Below are 17,304 nucleotides of genomic sequence, written 5' to 3'. Positions count from 1 at the left end.
CACCCCCTCAAACGAATGATGGTGACTTTTTCATTACCTTTTAAACCAAAATTTGTTTAATCAAAGTATATGTCTATTTATACGAGAGGTCAATAACTTTAAACACGACTCAGGACATATAAAATCACGAGTTTTGTACGATTTTAAATCTGTTTTATGAAAAAAGACCGTCCTCTGCGGGACAGTCTATTTCTATTATTTTGATGCTGTGGACTTATAGGACAAAAACTAGTTAGCAGTTCTACCGTGAACGTCCGAAATCGACGGCAAACTTAGCGTACCCTTCTACCGTTAACCCTTCATAAAGCAACTCCGAATAGGCATTAGCGGCATCCGTTGCTTGCGGCGAGGTCAGGAACGTCACATGCGGACGCCCTGACCATGGGGCGAGGGACCAATGGCCGTCAGCTTTTGGCGTCAACGTCTCCATATGCCGCACGTATTCGGTCAGCACATGACGATTCTCATCCGGTGAAGCAAGTATAATTCGCTCTCCACCCGGATTGACCAGCGCAGAGGAAAACGCGCGATAGTTATTCGTAACAACCAGATAATTTCGCTGCATATCCATCGGTTCGCCATCAAAAGACATCTGAATGATTCTGTGTGCATCTGGGTCCTTTAGGCCCCCGTCAGCATCATATCTGGCTGGCTGTGTTACATCAATCTGATACCTGATGCCGTCGATGATATCGAAATTAAAGCTTGGAAAATCAGAATTAATCAGCTCTTGCTCTTGTTCTGCTGAAGGATCAATTTGCCGGAATTGACCAGCAGACCACTCCAGCCATTCCCGAATTTCCGTTCCGGTCAGTCGAACGACATGCAGCGTATTCGGAAAATTGTACAGATCGGCGATATGCTTGATCGCCAACGTCCCCGCCGGAATATCGGTATAGTACGTTGGGCCATATCTGCCGCCTGTTTTAAAAGGAGCTGCTGCCGACAGAACGGGCAATCCTTCGTACTCGCTCCCTTGCATCTGCTGCTTCGCATACCACATTTGCGCATCATTCACGAGCTGAACCGAAGCATCATCCATCACCTGAGCAAAAAAGCTGTTCACCGCCACCGTCGTCTGACCTACAGGTGCACGAATATACTCCAGTGTTCCGGCGTGCTCTTCTGCTACCGACTGCTGAATGGCAGTATCCGGTTGTACTAGCGCCTCCTTGCGTATCGGATCATACACCGTTCGGACCTCGGCAGCAGATGCAACCACCTGCCACTTTCCTCCACTAAAGGTCAGCTCCAGATCAATGATACCCAGATGATCCCCCCAAAAGCCCGGCTCCACGGCTGGAATATCATGGATGGCACCTCGCTCTAGATCAACACCTGTTTTCCCCATAAACGAAGGTCCAGGGAATACTTTATGGGCATGACCAAACACAATGGCGTCGATCCCTTCCACCCTGCTCAGATGCAGCACCGCATTCTCCATATAAGGTGTTTCGGGAATATCTTCGAAGCCAGCATGGGGCATGGCAATGATCAGATCGGCTCCCGCCGCCTTCATTTGCGGAATAAACCGTCTTGCCGTTTCCAGCATATCTTTGACAATGATTTTCCCCTCCAGCCACGCCTTGTCCCATTGCATAATTTGCGGAGGGACAAAGCCGATGACCCCCACCTTCAATAGATGCTTACTGCCTGCTTCATCCTCTACCGTCTTATCCAGCAATAGATAAGGTGTAAAATAATTTCGTTCTTGTTCTCCTGCTATATAAATGTTGGCATTCACATAAGGAAATTTCGCTCCTTGAAGGCAAGTCTGCAAATATTCCAGTCCATAGTTAAATTCATGATTCCCGATATTGCCCACCTCGTACCCAAGCAGATTCATGGCTTTATAGGCGGGATGCACCGCGCTCGGGTCCAGTTGGAGTCGCTGTACAGCATAATCTCCCATTGGATTCCCCTGAATCACATCTCCGTTATCCAGCAGCAGGTGATTGGGTGCCTCCGCCCGGGCTATTTGAATCAAGCTGGCTGTTTGCGCCAGACCGTAATGCAGCGTTTCCTGATCTGTATAATAGTCATAATTCCACAAGCTGACATGCAAATCGGTTGTAACCATAATACGGAATTTCACTCTCACAGGACCTACATTTTCATGGCCTGCCTTTTCGTTAATATCCAAAATATCCAATCTTGTTCTCTCCCTCAGCTTCGGTCATAGAGCTTGAACAAGTCTAACAGAGCACTGTTAAGAGAATGTTAATATGATAAATTTTACATCATTTTTACCAAAGTCAGGAGTGGTTTTTACCCTAGCAGCGGGACTAGCTGTTAAGATTTGGTTTGTCACAGCATTTACAGGTTTTTAATTTTATCTTCGTTATTACGATGTTTAGGGGGAAATTATTTTGTTCAAAAAAGCACTGACCTTGTGCATGACCTTCACACTGGCAGCGGGTCTAGCCGCTTGTGGCTCCAATGCAAGCAATAACAACAGCGCGTCCACTCCGGGTACAGATGGCTCTAAAAACGAAAGCACAGCCTATGTTCCTAAGGAGTTAAAGGTACAGTTCGTTCCTTCTCAAAATGCAGATACGCTCGAAGCCAAAGCCAAACCGCTCGAAAATCTACTGGGTGACAAACTTGGAATCCCGGTGAAAGTAACGGTATCTCCTGACTACAATACGATTGTGGAAGCCATGTCTTCCAAACAGGTAGATGTAGGATTCCTTCCGCCGAATGCTTATGTACTGGCCCACGATAACCGTAAAGCAGCCGACTTGCTGTTGCAAGCTCAACGCTACGGAATTGAAGATGCCACAGGCAAGGACACGACTGAAAAAGTGAACTTTTATAAAGCCATGATCGTAGTGAAAAAGGATTCTCCGATTCAAAGTCTAGCTGATCTGAAAGGCAAGAAGGTTGGCTGGCAAAATGTAACCTCCTCCGCAGGCTACGTGTACCCTGCAGCAGAGCTGAAAAAAGCTGGCGTGGACCCGGACACGGATGTGCAGGGTGTAACAATCAAAGGCCACGATGCTGCTATTCTGGCGTTGCTGAACGGTCAGGTTGATGCGGTAGCTGTTTTCCAAGATGCACGTAACACGGTGAAGAAGGAAATCCCGGATGTATTTGAAAAAACTCGCGTCATTCATTACACAGCTAAAATTCCAAATGACACCGTCAGCGTACGTTCTGATATGGATCAAGCGTGGAGAGACAAGATCAGCCAAGCCTTTATTGACATTGCCAAAGACCCAGCAGGCGGCGAAATCATTAAAGAGATTTACACCCATGTAGGTTATGAAAAGGGCGACGATAAAAACTTCGACTCCGTGCGTGAATACGCCGAAGCTGTTGGTCAAGCGGTTAAGTAATCGGAGCAAGCAAGGTACTGTAATGAAGTAACAGCTACGAAACAGGCTTTACGAATGACAGGGCAGCACCGTCCATGTATTCATGGCGGTGTTGTTTTCATTCCACCCCATCGGGGGAGAAAGTTGGGAGCATATGATCGAATTTCGAAACGTATCGAAAACATACCCGAACGGCACCAAAGGGTTGAACCATATTAATTTGACGATTCAGGAGGGAGAAATGGTCGTCATCGTCGGCTTATCCGGTGCAGGTAAGTCTACCCTGCTGCGTTCCATTAACCGACTGCATGACATTACGTCCGGCGACATTATCGTGGGTGGCAGGTCCGTCACGTCTGCTGGAAGCAGCGAGCTGCGGCGCATTCGCCGTGATATCGGTATGATCTTTCAAAGCTTCAATCTGGTTAAGCGTTCGACGGTGCTCCGCAATGTACTTTCCGGCCGTGTCGGCTATCATTCGACGCTGCGAACCATTCTCGGCCTCTTCCCGAAGGAGGATGTCGAGCTGGCACTAACAGCGCTGGAGCGCGTGAACATCCGCGAAAAAGCCTACAGCCGGGCAGATGAACTGTCCGGTGGCCAACAGCAGCGCGTATCCATCGCCCGCACTCTGGCGCAGGAGGCTAAAATCATTCTGGCGGACGAGCCTGTCGCGTCGCTGGATCCGCTGACCACCCGCCAGGTGATGGATGACCTCCAGCGGATCAACCGTGAAATGCAGATTACGACCATCGTCAATCTGCATTTCATTGATCTCGCGCGCGAATATGCAACGCGGATCATCGGATTGCGCGCCGGAGAAGTGGTCTTTGACGGCACACCGAAGGAGGCTACGGATGAGGCCTTTGCGGAAATATACGGCCGGGCCATCAAGCATGATGAGCTGCTGGGAGTGGGATCATGAAGCCCGACTCTACTGCCCAGCCGCTCTCTTCGACGCAACCGTCACCGCATGCTGGACCGCCGCAGCCAAGTAAGCCGCCCGCAGGGCCACCTTTGCCAGGACGCTATAAACGTTACGCCACCTGGATGATCTTTATCGTAGTGCTGGTAGCCTGCTCCATTCATACGGATGCCACGCCTTACCAATTGATCGTTGGCTTACCGGAGATGGGCAAATTGCTGGAGGAAATGTTTCCTCCTGATTGGAGTTACTTGCCTACCATCTGGAAACCGATGCTGGAAACGATCCAGATCGCTATTGTCGGCACGACACTGGGAGCCATATTGGCAATCCCTGTCGCGTTGCTGTGCGCCTATAATGTGATGCCGCGCAAGCTGATCTCGCTGCCGATGCGCACGATCCTGAATCTAGTACGGACGATTCCCGATTTGCTGTTCGCCTCGATCTTTGTGGCGGTGTTCGGCATCGGGCCGTTTGCAGGGATGCTCGCCCTGCTCTTCTTCTCCTTTGGCATTATAGCCAAGCTGACCTTTGAGGCGATTGAAGCCATTGATCCCGGACCACTGGAGGCCATGACTGCTGTTGGCGCGAGCCGCATCCAAGTCATCGCCTTTGGTGTCGTTCCGCAGGCTCTGCCTTATTTTGTGTCGTACTTGCTGTATACCTTTGAGGTTAATGTGCGCGCGGCTTCCGTTCTGGGCCTGGTTGGCGCTGGCGGTATCGGTCTGTTGCTTGACCGTTCTCTGGGGCTGTTCCGATATGATCGGGCAAGCATCATTATTCTACTGACCCTCGTCATCGTCCTTGCGATTGATTACGGCAGTAACCTGCTACGGAGGAAATTATTATGAATGATCCTACGCTTCGCAGACCTATTGGCTCCCGCCTGCGCCTATGGGCGATAGCTATTCTGCTAATCATCATTTACATTTGGGCTTTTCGCGGGATGCAGTTTGAAGGATTACAGGGAACGGCCAAAAGTGTCTCTGTCGCTATATTGGACGGCTTCCTTCATCCCGACTGGTCGTTCGTCTACATCCCTGAGGGAGAGGATTTGCTGCGCGGATTGCTGGATACGCTGGTCATTTCAGTGCTTGGAACCTTCGTGTCCGCATTTGTCTGCCTTCCGTTCGCCTTTTGGGCGTCCAGTAATATGACCCGTCTGCGTCCCTTATCGGGTAGCGGGAAATTTGTGCTTAGTGTCATCCGGGTATTTCCCGAAATGATCGTCGCCATCTTGTTTATCAAAGCCGTTGGACCCGGTTCATTTGCGGGTGTGCTTGCCCTCGGCATTCACTCCATCGGCATGCTGGCGAAGCTTTTCTCGGAAACGATCGAAAGTGTCGATCACGGGCCCCAGGAAGCTTTGATCGCGTGCGGTGCCAACCGTTGGCAGGTGGTTTTCTTCGCCGTGCTACCGCAGGTGATTCCACAGTTTCTTTCGTATTCGCTTTATCGTTTTGAAATTAACATCCGTTCCGCTACCACGCTCGGTCTGGTCGGTGCAGGCGGTATCGGTACTCCACTACTATTTGCACTCCAAATGCGCAACTGGAACCGTGTAGGCGTTATCTTGCTCGGCATTGTAGTCCTGATCATTTTGACGGATCTGATTTCCGGCTGGCTGCGCAAACGGATCGTATAATTAGAATTCTAAACACCCAAAAAGCCTCTTCTGTGTAAAAAGGGACACGTTATGCTCCCATTCATTCGGAAGAGGCTTTTGCCGTTCAGCATCTCTCTGCCAATTCATCTATGACCCGTCGGACTTCCTCAGCCGTATTGTAAAAATGCGGAGCCACACGGATAACATCCTTTCGTGCTGAAACGATCATATTTTGGCTTCTCAATCGCCTCTCTACAGCCGACACGTCGGCTACTTCAACAGCGAGCAGGCTTGGTAATGTCTCTCCTCTGTAAGGTGTACGTATGTGCAGCCCTTTGCGCCGTCCATGTTCAACGGAAAAATCCAACAACTCACTCATATAGGCCTGAATACTCGTGACTCCAATCTCCAGCAGCAGCTTTAAGGCCGCATTGGCGGCAAAAATGCTAATGAAAGAAGGCAATCCCGTCTCAAAGCGTCGGGCTCCCGCCGCCGGAACCGGGTGAGCAATATCAAACCGGGAAGCGGGCTCCTGCCCAAGCCAGCCCGTAAGACGGGGCTTGAAGCGGTCTATTCGATCCTTGCTTACATAAAGAAAAGCCACGCCCGGAATTCCAAGCATATATTTGCGTGCTCCCGCGACCAAAATATCTACGCCCATTGCCTTTACATCCACTGGAATGATCCCTGCAGACTGATAGGCATCCACAAACAGCAACGCCTGATTTCGGTGAGCTATATCTGCAATGGATTTTAAATCCTGCTGAAATCCGTTGGTATAGTTCACTTGTGACACCATAACAAGCGCAGTTTTCTCCGTAACATGCTCCTCATACTGTTCTATTATCACTTCTCCCTCGATGGAGGGGATACAACAGATGTGATCACGGAACATCTCCTGTGCCTGCCAGATGTGTCCCACTGTCGGGAAGTCGGTGTCCGCATACACAATGCCTTCTTTTCCCGATACATAAGGAAGGGCTGTGGCCACCCCGGCAATCGCCTCAGAGGCTGAGGAGAGGACCGCAATTTCGTCAGTCTCCGCCCCGATAAGCTTGGCAAAATGCCCTCTGGCCTCCTCCAAACGTGCCATAGACAGCTCGCCGTTATGACCGTGTTGCAGCAAACTTCGATGATATTCCTCAATGGCAGCAGAAACCGGCCTCGACACAGCCCCCTGCGAACAACTCCCTACATGGATATGTGAGGACAGCACTGGAAACAGCTGACGGTAGGACTGAAACGGATGTTTCATTTTTCCCTTCGCTCCTCCTGGGCACACCAACGTGCCTTGATATGATCATTTTATTATCCATATCAGCCACCTTAGAACAAGGGCCTCTCTTCCCATCTTCTCGCCGTTAACAGACGATAGACGCAAAGAGAGGCCCTAAGGGATCATATACAAAATCATAAGTTAATGCACGCGTTTGCGTCCAAACCAGCTTTTAAGCACCAAGGTTGCCAGAGCAAGTAATAATAATAACGAGGCCACCGCAAAAGATGCCGAGAACTGATATTCGTTATACAAAATTTCCACATGCAGCGGCAGTGTGTTCGTCTCTCCCCGGATATGTCCAGAGACGACGGACACTGCACCAAACTCACCCATGGCTCGCGCATTACACAAAATGATGCCATACAGCAGACCCCACTTGATGTTCGGCAGCGTCACTTTCCAGAAAATGCGCCAACCGCGCGCGCCCAGCGTGACCGCCGCTTCTTCCTCTTGCTGTCCCTGATCTTCCATCATTGGAATGAGTTCTCGCGCCACAAATGGAAAGGTGATGAACAGCGTCGCTAAAATAATACCAGGCAAAGCAAATATAATTTTAATATCATGCTCGTCCAGCCACGGTCCAAGCCAGCCCTGTGCACCAAACACTAATACATACATCAGCCCTCCAACGACAGGAGAGATGGCAAAGGGTAAATCAATCAAGGTGACCAGTAAGCCTTTGCCGCGAAATTGAAATTTCGTGATCAGCCAAGCGGCAGCTACACCAAATACCGTATTCAGCGGTACCGTTATCGCTGCCACCAGCAGCGTCAACCGCAATGCAGACATGGCATCTGGGTCCCGTAACGCTTCGACGTAGACGCCCCATCCTTGCTTGAGCGCTTCGGTAAGCACGACGATTAGCGGCAATACCAGTACCCAGAGCAAAGCTAAAAAAGCAGCACCAATCAGCGTCCACTTCACCCAAGGGGCTTCGGTTGTGACCCTGTTGGGCGGTGCAGATGAACGCACTGGTGCAGAAGCAAGCTCCTGCCCAGTTATTGCTTGTGACATGGTGTATCCCTCCTTAGAACGCGGGTATTATGCGCAGCCCTGGATGTTAACGTTAGATAATTACATTAGACAGTTACGTTTAGACAGTACGGCGCCGTGACCAGCGCTGAATGCTGTTAATCACGAATAACAGCACGAATGAAATCACCAACAGCATCAATGCTACCGCCGTAGCTCCTGCATAGTCATTTTGCTCCAGCTTGGACATTATGAGCAGTGGAGCAATTTCCGTCTTCATCGGCATATTGCCAGAAATGAAGACGACAGAGCCGTACTCGCCAATGCCACGGGCAAAGGCGAGCGCAAAACCCGTCAGCAGCGGTGGTACCAGCTCCGGCACAATAACGCTGCAGAAGATACGCCATCTGCCAGCTCCCAGCGTAGCAGCGACCTCCTCCTCGTCCTTGTCCAGTTCCTCCAGCACCGGCTGAACTGTCCGTACGACAAACGGAATGCCAATAAACATCAATGCTAGCGTAATCCCCGTCTGTGAGTACGCCATCCTCCATCCAAGCGGTTCGAACAACGAACCGATCCAGCCGTTCTGCGCATATAGGGCAGTTAGAGCAACCCCCGCTACCGCAGTAGGCAAAGCAAAGGGCAGATCAATCACCGCATCAAAAATTCGTTTCCCCGGAAATTCATAACGCACCAGCACCCAGGCTATCAATAAACCGAGAAACAGGTCGATCAGCGCCGCAGCCGCGGCACACAAAAAGCTAACCTTGTAGGAAGCCAGCACCCTGACATCAGTCGCCACGTCCCAAAATTTCTCCCACGTCAGTCCAGTTGAATTCAGAAGCAGTGCCGATAAAGGCACCAGCACCACCAGACTGAGATACAGCACACTATAACCCATTGTTAACCCGAACCCGGGAAGTACGCGTTTTCGAGTGGCTTGCACTTGACTCATGTTCTGTCCATCCCTCTCTGAATTCATTCACTATGACACTCGCGGCTACCAATCCAATCGTCTACACAGTCCACCTATTTTATGAACTGCCGGGTACATAAATCTGGTCAAAAATGCCTTTGTCGCTGAAATGCTTCTGCTGCGTCTCCTTCCATGTCCCGAATACATCCTTCAAGGTTACGAGCTCCAATTTAGGAAATTGATCCTTGAACTTTGCCGTCACACTCTCCAATGTTGGGCGATAATAATTTTCAGCAGCAATGGTCTGCCCTTCTTCACTGTACAAATATTTCAGGTACGCGTCCGCTACCTCGCGTGTACCTTTTTTATCTACCACCTTATCGACTATTGCTACCGGAGGTTCAGCTAATATACTGATCGATGGATATACGATATCGAATTTATCCGCACCCAGCTCCTTCACCGAGAGCAGTGCTTCATTTTCCCATGCAATCAGCACATCGCCAATTCCACGCTCTACGAAAGTCGTTGTCGCTCCACGTGCTCCGCTATCCAATACCGGCACATGCTTATACAGCTCCTGTACAAACTGCTGGGCCTTGGCTTCATCATTATTGTTCTTCTTGAGCGCATAAGCCCAGGCTGCAAGATAGTTCCAACGTGCTCCACCCGAAGTTTTAGGATTCGGTGTAATGACTTGCACATCGCCACGGATTAAATCGTCCCAGTCCTTAATCCCTTTCGGGTTCCCTTTGCGTACCAATAACACGATGGTTGAAGTGTACGGGGCGCTGTTATGCTCATATTTACTTTGCCATCCCTCTTGAACGAGTCCTTTTTCCTGTAGCGCATCAATATCATAGCCCAGAGCCAGAGTGACCACGTCCGCATCCAGCCCGTCCTGCACAGAACGACTTTGCTTGCCAGATCCTCCGTGAGATTGCTTAATCGTAACCTTCTGTCCTTTCTCCTTCTCCCAATGGGCGGCAAATGCTTTATTATATGCCTCATACAGCTCACGGGTCGGATCATAAGAAACATTGAGCAACTCCACGGCAGCAGAGCTACCATCTACCTCCGTCCCTCCCTTGCTTGCCCCGCAAGCGCTTAGCATCATCGTTAAAACCAAAGATAGTCCGAGAATAAGTCCACTTTTCCATTGCCTCTTCATCAAGACACCCCGAATTCTATGTAATTTGTATTCATTTACGCCTGTTATTTACAGACATAATTAAAAAAAGAGCGGAGAATTCCCTGATGCAGCCCTGTTAGGTCAAACCTGTCGTGTGGACAGTGTCTGCCTGCTGTTCCTAGAGGTTCTCCGCCAAAATGGCGAGATCAAACTTTAATTCTTTAATTCCTACCTGTTTAATGAGTTATACGGATATAATACGAGAGTTTAGGAGTGATGTCAAACCTTTTTTTGGTATGCATTATCTGTACTTTTCTTTCTTTAAGGGGGGCAGTCAGAAACATTGTATATGTTTCCGACCGTTTAGAGGTCATTTACACACGGGGTACGACTTAGTTGGCAACCGTTTCAAGATTAATCGAAAAGACTCCAAAAAGCTTCGGATTGTCCGTAGCCCTTCTCAACCACAGTTCACCTGATCCCACCATGACTCCCTGATAATTAACAAACAAATCATCTGTCTTTTGATTCACAAGCGCCTCGCGAATCGCGTCCGTAAAAATCTGATCATACTTGGCAATAAAATCTTTCTTATTCGGAATCGTTAACGACTTTTCACTATCATTAACACGCAGAGGGTACAAAATATAATCGGCCACTTTCTCCTTGTCATTGTCGGCAACTGCCTTCTGCAGCGCTTTGAACGTGTTCAAAAACGCTTTAGGATCTTGAATACCTGCTACCTCAAATGGATTTTGCGATGGATTGGAGGCTGCCGGAGAAGAAGAAGTATCCGATGAAGCAGCTGGAGCCGAAGGAGCTAACTTTTGTGCATCAGTATCGCTGTTTTCTGCACTCTCGCTCTCTTTCGCTGCTTTGTCATTTTGGGCTGAACCGCTACGATTACCGCCGGCTCCATTCTCGATCACGCTTGTACTGCTTCCAGTATCAATGGTTTCAGCATTCTTATCCTGACCACAGCCAGTAAGTGCTACAAAAGTAAGTGTAAGTAAAATAGCTGTGAGTGACAGCCTCCGTGACATCTTTTGATTACCGAATTCATGGTTTATGGGCACAACGGGTCATCCTTTCTGCTTTCTGCTCTGACCTATTCTGTTCATTAAGTCTTCAACCGTTCTATTGTAACATAAGTAGACTAATGACCGCATGTCGTGCCCTTTCTGGAAGGAGCTTACAGTGTGATATAGGCGAAGGTTTTAACGCTTCCTTGCGATCCATCGTCCGTACTTACTTTCAAAATCAGCTCTTTTAAGGAGTCATTTGCTGCTTCATCCTGCCCTTCTGGCTTTACAAACAGCAGATCATGGCGTTCTCCTGGCTGCAACGTTCGACTGGAAAATCCGCTCGTTGTACCTTGCAAGTCCGATCCATTCGAACTGTTGAGCTTGTATTGTATGGGCTGCTTTCCAACATTCTTGATACTGATGTACAGCTTGCGCCCCTCTTCAAATTTAAAGTTCGTTCCGCCTTGTCCTTCAAAATGCATTCTTTGATCATGTATGATACGCTTCGCTGCGCTCCCATTCTCACTCTGTGCACTTAACGGAGCAGCCGAGTGCGCCTGACTCACCGATGATGTACTATGCATGGTAGTCGATATATTGGCAAGAGTGACATAACCCACGATTGCTCCGGCAACCCCAACCCAAACCCACTTCTCCACCATTTGATTTCCTCCTTCGTAAAAAAAGCCGAACTCATATCTATTATGAGTCCGGCTGTCATTTTTTTCAAACTTGATCAAAGGCACCCAAACGCAAGCGCTCCATCATATATTTCGTATTCCGTAATCATAGCTTATACGTTCAACGTGTTATGGGACTTTTTCTTATCCAATACAATATACGTCACAAATATAATTAGATAAGCCGCAATCAGCAAAGTGGAGAACAAATACATTGTTTTATAAGAGGTTAATCCAGCAACCATCCCCAGAACCAAAGAGCCTCCTCCAATGCCCAAATCGAAGAAATTATAAAAGGAGCCTACAGCGTCCTCTCGCTCATCTTCTCCGACCACACTGATTGCCCAAGCCTGCAAAGCTGGGAAAATAGCTCCAAAGCTCAAACCATACATCACAGCAGCAACCAAAAATTGTAACTCGGTCCGCGATGAGGCCACCATAACGATGGCGGCGATAAGCACAATCCCTGCAGGAATCAGGATATAAGCTGGGCCTTTGGTATCGAAAATTCTACCTGACACCAGTCGGACGAGGAAGCTTGCCATAGCCACAGTAAAGAAGAACCATGCTGCATTGGTAAAGCCCTGCTCCTTGGCAAATAAAGCCACGAAAGACATCACTCCACCTGCCACCACGCCAACCAGCAACGCAAGACAGGATTGCAGCAGCACTCTTTTTTCAAATAATTTAAAAGGAACCTTCTTTTTGCCCTGCACTGTATCCGCCGACATAGGTTTCGGAGCACGGCGACGAACCAATACGCTCATCACGAGCGACAACAGTAGAATTATAGCTCCCGTGGAAAACAGTCCGTTAAAACCTGATGCGTGAAGCATCCATATACCAATCAGTGGCCCCACTGAAATCGCTACGGTTTCACCTACGCCAAAGTAGCCCATTCCTTCCCCCATACGATGAGGCGGCAAATCATCTGAGGCTGAGGTAGCATACAACGTGCTCGCAATGCCGAATCCAAAGCCATGTACCAGCCGAAATACTAACAGCAGTACCAAACTACTGGAAAGCATGTAGCTTCCCGTTGCCAGCATACAAATCACAACTCCGATAATCAGAACATACTTCTTGTCCAAGAGCTGGATCAGCGTACCTGAAAATGGACGAATCAATATAGCAGAACACATAAACACGCCAGTCACCAATCCAATCTGGGATGGGCTGCCGCCAAGACTTTCCACAAACAGCGGCAGCGTAGGCATAAGCATTTCGAATGCCATGAACAATAAAGCGTTGGATATCATCAAAAAAATAAAGTTTCTGGACCAAAAGCTTTCTTTCACAGACACTGTTCTCTTCCCCCAATACAATCATGTTTACTTCGACTGCTCAGTTGTTCAGGCCCGAATCAAGCCATGCCAGTAAATATCCCAAGAGCTTTCCAGACGCAAATCAAAACCGTCGGTGCCGTTGTACACCAGTTCTACCAGCATGCCTTCAATCAAATTCATATAGGCTGTCGCGGCAGATTGAGCTGGAACACGAAGTTTAACCGATGTTTCAGTTGCCAGTCGCCCGTGTACCAAGCTGGTTTTATGCTGTACGTAGCGTGTGACCAAAGCCTGAACCTGGCTTTCCAGTGCAGATGGAATCAGAAAGCCGATATACAGAATCAGACGCAAATTCATAGCACTCTCATAGCGTTCCTTAAATTCAACGATTAGTCCGCGCAGGACAACTTCAAGTGATTGTTCGGATTGATCTTGAAAATAACGATCCAGTTCCAAAATCTCTTGATCCACCGCATCCTTAAATATGTCTAAAAACAAATCATCTTTGCTTTTAAAATGAGCATAAATGGACTGCTTTTTAATCCCTACCTCATCAGCTATCAGTTGCAGAGAGGACGCATCGTATCCCTTTTTCGCAAATTGCTGCAAGCTAACTGTTTTAATTTTCTGTAGTGTCATGCTTTTCCTCCAATACCTTACGAACGGTCGTCAGTTTATGGGTTCAGTATATTACCCTCACTTGAAATTGACAACCCCATTTTTAAATTCTGCCGTTCAATTGTCTGAGAACGAGGACAACAGAAAAGCCGGAAGCACCCTAAACTTAGGGCCTCCGGCTTCATATGCATGCTACTAATACGACTTTATGAGTAGGGCTTATCGCTTACTCTGTCACTGTTCCGTAGATTAGCACTGGCGCTTCCGCGTGATCTGCAATACGGATGTTCGCGTAGATTTTCTCCAGCACTTGGGCTACATCTTCACGGTTCGCATGGATAGTAACTAGCGAATCGCCTTTTTGAACAGCATCCCCGACCTTTTTGTTCAGCATCAAGCCGACGGCCAGATCAATCTCGGATTCTTTGGTCGCACGTCCTGCTCCAAGCAACATCGCTGCGGTACCGATTTCGTCAGCCACGATTTCAGCTACCACACCGTCCTGCTTCGCAGGCACCTCAATAAGATACTGTGCTTGCGGCAAGCGTTCAGGATGATCCACTACAGAAGCGTCACCGCCCTGATTCGCAATAAACTCTTTGAATTTTTCCAGTGCTTTGCCATTACGAATGACTTCTTTGAGCTTCTCTTCGGCGTTATCGAGGGAATCTGCCTTCCCTGCCAAAAATACCATCTGACTGCCCAAAGCCATGCACAGTTCTTCCAGATCTTTGGGTCCTTCGCCGCGCAGCGTATCAATTGCTTCTTTTACTTCCAGTGAGTTCCCGATAGCCAGACCCAGCGGCTGACTCATATCGGAAATGACTGCCATCGTTTTGCGACCCACATTGTTACCGATGCTCACCATGGCATGTGCCAGTGCTTTGGCATCATCTACAGTTTTCATAAATGCGCCTGCACCTGTTTTTACATCGAGCACGATAGCATCGGAGCCAGCAGCGATTTTCTTACTCATAATCGAGCTGGCAATCAGCGGGATCGAGTTGACCGTCGCCGTAACGTCACGCAAGGCATACAATTTTTTATCCGCAGGTGTCAGGTTACCGCTTTGTCCGATGACCGCAATTTTGCTGCGATTCACCAAATCCACAAATTCGTCCTTGCTGATTTCGACGTGGAAGCCTGCAATAGCTTCCAGTTTGTCGATCGTTCCTCCGGTATGTCCGAGGCCGCGTCCTGACATTTTGGCTACCGGAATGTCCAAGGCCGCTACGAGCGGAGCCAGTACCAGCGTTGTTGTATCACCCACGCCGCCAGTAGAATGCTTATCGACCTTTACACCTTCAATCGCGGACAGATCAATGGTATCACCCGAATGAACCATCGCCATCGTCAGATCAGCGCGTTCGCGTTCAGTCATATCTTTGAAGAAAATGGACATCGCCAATGCACTGACTTGATAATCGGGAATTTCACCCTGAGTGTAGCCTTGGATAATAAAATTAATTTCCTCCGTACTCAGTTCTTTTCCGTCACGTTTTTTCTCAATCAAGTCTACCATTCTCATATGTCATTTCTCCTCACTGTGCGTATGATCGTTTACAGAGATACTGCTGTATCCAGTGCAACTTCCATCATTTCTTTAAAGGTCGTTTGCCGTTCTTCTGCGGTCGTTTCTTCCCCCGTCAACAAATGATCGCTTACCGTCAGAATCGTCAGTGCGTTTACGCCAAACTTGGCTGCGAGCGTGTATAAAGCTGAAGTTTCCATCTCTACACCCAGCACGCCGTATTCCATCAGCTTTTGTACCACTGATTTATCATCACGGTAGAAGCTGTCTGAGCTGAATACATTGCCGACATGCATGTTCAAGCCTTTGGCAACACCACGATCATAAGCGCCCTTCAATAGATTGAAGCTGGCAATCGGCGAGTAGTCGTAGCCACCAAAAATATGGCGATTCATACCGGAATCCGTACAGGATGCTTGTGCCAAAATGACGTCACGAACGTGTACATGCTCCTTCATTCCGCCGCATGTACCCACGCGGAACAGGTTTTTCACACCGTATTCGCTAATCAGTTCGTTGACATAAATACTGATAGACGGCAGCCCCATCCCAGTTCCCTGTACAGATAGGCGTTTGCCTTGGTACGTACCCGTAAATCCGAGCATTCCGCGCACCTCGTTGTAGCAGGTCACGTCCTCCAGATATGTTTCAGCAATAAATTTTGCCCGTAGCGGGTCTCCTGGCAGCAAAATCGTTTCTGCAATCTCTCCAGGTTTGGCTCCAATGTGTACACTCATGTTTTTATTCCTCCGTCCCATTTGTCCGTGCTTGTATCGTTATTTATACCGTTACATTAATCTTTGTAATCTTGCTTGTACTCTTGCGGGCCCTGGATTACTGAAGCTCTGCCAAAAAGCTCGTTCCGTGTTCAGGCAGTTTTACACCAAAGTTATCTGCTACGGTCGCTCCAATATCAGCAAAGGTTTTACGAACCGCAAGTTCCTTGCCCCCCGCTGTAAAACGCGGGGAATATACCAGCAAAGGTACATATTCGCGGGTGTGATCCGTTCCCCGATATGTCGGATCATTCCCATGGTCTGCAGTAATGATCAGCAGATCGTCATCGGTCATTTTAGCAAAAACCTCTGGCAAACGCGCATCGTAATCGTCCAAAGCTTGACCATATCCCTGTGGATCACGACGGTGACCGTACACAGCGTCAAAGTCCACCAAATTCAGAAAGCTTAATCCGGTGAAATCCTCGTCGAGCGTGGCCACCAGCTTATCCATGCCGTCCATATTGGACACCGTACGCACCGCCTTCGTTACACCCTCGCCGTCATAAATGTCAGAGATTTTACCCAAGGCGATCACATCCAGGCCTGCATCCTTCAGCTCGTTCATTGTAGTGCGACCAAATGGTTTGAGCGCGTAATCATGTCGATTAGAGGTACGAGAGAAATTCCCTGCCTCACCTACGAACGGACGGGCAATAATGCGACCCAGCATGTACGGATCTTCCAGCGTGATTTTACGGCAGAACTCGCAAATCTCATAGAGCTCCTTCAAAGGTACAACTTCCTCATGCGCCGCAATTTGCAGCACAGAATCCGCCGAGGTATAGATGATGAGCGCTCCAGTTTTCACGTGTTCTTCGCCCAGCTCATCAATGATTTCCGTGCCGCTAGCAGGCTTATTGCCAATCACTTTGCGGCCTGTGTGCTCCTCAATGCGTTGAATCAGCTCATCCGGGAACCCATCAGGAAATACACGGAAAGGAACTGCAATATTCAAGCCCATAATTTCCCAATGACCCGTCATCGTATCCTTGCCATTGGACGCTTCCTGCATCTTAGTGTAATACGCGAGCGGCTTGTCGGCTGCTGCCACTCCTTCTATGGAACGAATATTGGACAGACCGAGCTTGCCCATATTCGGCATCTTCAGACCGCTGCGTTCGCGCGCAATATGACCGAGTGTATCTACATCATAATCATCAAACTGGGCAGCATCCGGCGCTTCGCCGATACCAACCGAGTCCATAACGACCAAGTGAATCCGTTTAAATTTAGACATT

At 48.7% G+C, this 17,304-nt stretch carries 16 protein-coding genes; 4 read left to right on the top strand and 12 right to left on the bottom strand.

The genetic code is table 11. From position 1 onward, the window contains the following. Positions 1–241: 241 nt before the first annotated feature. Complete coding sequence (locus ACWA2B_RS16815; RefSeq protein ID WP_449292444.1) at positions 242–2,152, bottom strand: bifunctional 2',3'-cyclic-nucleotide 2'-phosphodiesterase/3'-nucleotidase; 1,911 nt, start codon at positions 2,150–2,152, stop codon at positions 242–244. A 217-nt stretch (positions 2,153–2,369) separates the two neighbouring features. On the opposite strand from ACWA2B_RS16815, the gene ACWA2B_RS16810 reads away from it, so the two are divergent. The 4 genes from ACWA2B_RS16810 (at position 2,370) to phnE (ACWA2B_RS16795) (ending at position 5,887) form a co-directional block, all read left to right on the top strand. After that, a complete protein-coding gene (locus ACWA2B_RS16810; protein ID WP_025722520.1) occupies positions 2,370–3,338 on the top strand; it encodes a phosphate/phosphite/phosphonate ABC transporter substrate-binding protein in 969 nt (322 codons plus the stop codon). A 133-nt stretch (positions 3,339–3,471) separates the two neighbouring features. Further along, complete coding sequence (phnC, locus tag ACWA2B_RS16805; RefSeq protein ID WP_449292443.1) at positions 3,472–4,242, top strand: phosphonate ABC transporter ATP-binding protein; 771 nt, start codon at positions 3,472–3,474, stop codon at positions 4,240–4,242. Further along, complete coding sequence (gene phnE / locus ACWA2B_RS16800; protein ID WP_029519297.1) at positions 4,239–5,093, top strand: phosphonate ABC transporter, permease protein PhnE; 855 nt, start codon at positions 4,239–4,241, stop codon at positions 5,091–5,093. Before phnC ends, phnE (ACWA2B_RS16800) begins: the two co-directional genes overlap by 4 nt. After that, on the top strand, positions 5,090–5,887 hold the full coding sequence (gene phnE, locus ACWA2B_RS16795) for a phosphonate ABC transporter, permease protein PhnE (protein ID WP_449292442.1): 798 nt from the start codon (positions 5,090–5,092) through the stop codon (positions 5,885–5,887). The genes phnE (ACWA2B_RS16800) and phnE (ACWA2B_RS16795) overlap by 4 nt, the downstream gene beginning before the upstream one ends. An 85-nt stretch (positions 5,888–5,972) precedes the next feature. On the opposite strand, the gene ACWA2B_RS16790 is transcribed toward phnE (ACWA2B_RS16795), so the two are convergent. The 11 genes from ACWA2B_RS16790 to deoB form a co-directional block, all read right to left on the bottom strand. After that, a complete protein-coding gene (locus ACWA2B_RS16790; protein ID WP_449292441.1) occupies positions 5,973–7,103 on the bottom strand; it encodes an aminotransferase class V-fold PLP-dependent enzyme in 1,131 nt (376 codons plus the stop codon). A gap of 162 nt (positions 7,104–7,265) precedes the next feature. Then, positions 7,266–8,141, bottom strand: coding sequence for a sulfate ABC transporter permease subunit CysW (gene cysW / locus ACWA2B_RS16785; RefSeq protein ID WP_449292440.1), 876 nt, complete (start codon positions 8,139–8,141; stop codon positions 7,266–7,268). 79 nt (positions 8,142–8,220) lie between these two features. Beyond that, positions 8,221–9,054 (bottom strand): sulfate ABC transporter permease subunit CysT, encoded by an 834-nt coding sequence (cysT, locus tag ACWA2B_RS16780; protein WP_029519305.1) that lies wholly within the window; start codon positions 9,052–9,054, stop codon positions 8,221–8,223. A gap of 79 nt (positions 9,055–9,133) precedes the next feature. Next, a complete protein-coding gene (locus tag ACWA2B_RS16775) occupies positions 9,134–10,186 on the bottom strand; it encodes a sulfate ABC transporter substrate-binding protein (protein ID WP_069011943.1) in 1,053 nt (350 codons plus the stop codon). Positions 10,187–10,539: 353 nt separating this feature from the next. After that, a complete protein-coding gene (locus tag ACWA2B_RS16770; protein WP_029519308.1) occupies positions 10,540–11,223 on the bottom strand; it encodes a hypothetical protein in 684 nt (227 codons plus the stop codon). 116 nt (positions 11,224–11,339) lie between these two features. Continuing rightward, on the bottom strand, positions 11,340–11,834 hold the full coding sequence (locus tag ACWA2B_RS16765; protein WP_449292439.1) for a hypothetical protein: 495 nt from the start codon (positions 11,832–11,834) through the stop codon (positions 11,340–11,342). Positions 11,835–11,965: 131 nt separating this feature from the next. Beyond that, on the bottom strand, positions 11,966–13,156 hold the full coding sequence (locus ACWA2B_RS16760; RefSeq protein ID WP_340933227.1) for an MFS transporter: 1,191 nt from the start codon (positions 13,154–13,156) through the stop codon (positions 11,966–11,968). Between the two features lie 48 nt (positions 13,157–13,204). After that, positions 13,205–13,777 carry a TetR/AcrR family transcriptional regulator gene (locus tag ACWA2B_RS16755; RefSeq protein WP_029519317.1) on the bottom strand — a complete coding sequence of 191 codons (573 nt, stop codon included), beginning with the start codon at positions 13,775–13,777 and terminating at the stop codon, positions 13,205–13,207. A 205-nt stretch (positions 13,778–13,982) separates the two neighbouring features. After that, positions 13,983–15,284 carry a pyrimidine-nucleoside phosphorylase gene (locus ACWA2B_RS16750; protein ID WP_029519318.1) on the bottom strand — a complete coding sequence of 434 codons (1,302 nt, stop codon included), beginning with the start codon at positions 15,282–15,284 and terminating at the stop codon, positions 13,983–13,985. Between the two features lie 32 nt (positions 15,285–15,316). Beyond that, entirely contained in the window at positions 15,317–16,024 is a 708-nt protein-coding gene (gene deoD, locus ACWA2B_RS16745; RefSeq protein ID WP_023990381.1) for a purine-nucleoside phosphorylase, read from the bottom strand. Between the two features lie 97 nt (positions 16,025–16,121). Further along, the gene (deoB, locus tag ACWA2B_RS16740) at positions 16,122–17,303 is read right to left on the bottom strand and encodes a phosphopentomutase (protein WP_318628103.1); all 1,182 of its coding nucleotides are present in this window, start codon (positions 17,301–17,303) and stop codon (positions 16,122–16,124) included. Position 17,304 lies beyond the last annotated feature (1 nt).

This window comes from Paenibacillus sp. CMM36 (genome assembly GCF_053570945.1).
This window is presented reverse-complemented; position numbering and strand designations above follow the sequence as displayed.

Coding starts and splice junctions, on each gene's coding strand:
- phnC (WP_449292443.1), top strand. CDS start 3,472: ATGATCGAATTTCGAAACGTATCGAAAACATACCCGAACGGCACCAAA.
- ACWA2B_RS16775 (WP_069011943.1), bottom strand. CDS start 10,186: ATGAAGAGGCAATGGAAAAGTGGACTTATTCTCGGACTATCTTTGGTT.
- ACWA2B_RS16790 (WP_449292441.1), bottom strand. CDS start 7,103: ATGAAACATCCGTTTCAGTCCTACCGTCAGCTGTTTCCAGTGCTGTCC.
- cysT (WP_029519305.1), bottom strand. CDS start 9,054: ATGAGTCAAGTGCAAGCCACTCGAAAACGCGTACTTCCCGGGTTCGGG.
- phnE (WP_029519297.1), top strand. CDS start 4,239: ATGAAGCCCGACTCTACTGCCCAGCCGCTCTCTTCGACGCAACCGTCA.
- deoB (WP_318628103.1), bottom strand. CDS start 17,303: ATGTCTAAATTTAAACGGATTCACTTGGTCGTTATGGACTCGGTTGGT.
- ACWA2B_RS16765 (WP_449292439.1), bottom strand. CDS start 11,834: ATGGTGGAGAAGTGGGTTTGGGTTGGGGTTGCCGGAGCAATCGTGGGT.
- ACWA2B_RS16755 (WP_029519317.1), bottom strand. CDS start 13,777: ATGACACTACAGAAAATTAAAACAGTTAGCTTGCAGCAATTTGCGAAA.
- deoD (WP_023990381.1), bottom strand. CDS start 16,024: ATGAGTGTACACATTGGAGCCAAACCTGGAGAGATTGCAGAAACGATT.
- ACWA2B_RS16750 (WP_029519318.1), bottom strand. CDS start 15,284: ATGAGAATGGTAGACTTGATTGAGAAAAAACGTGACGGAAAAGAACTG.
- cysW (WP_449292440.1), bottom strand. CDS start 8,141: ATGTCACAAGCAATAACTGGGCAGGAGCTTGCTTCTGCACCAGTGCGT.
- phnE (WP_449292442.1), top strand. CDS start 5,090: ATGAATGATCCTACGCTTCGCAGACCTATTGGCTCCCGCCTGCGCCTA.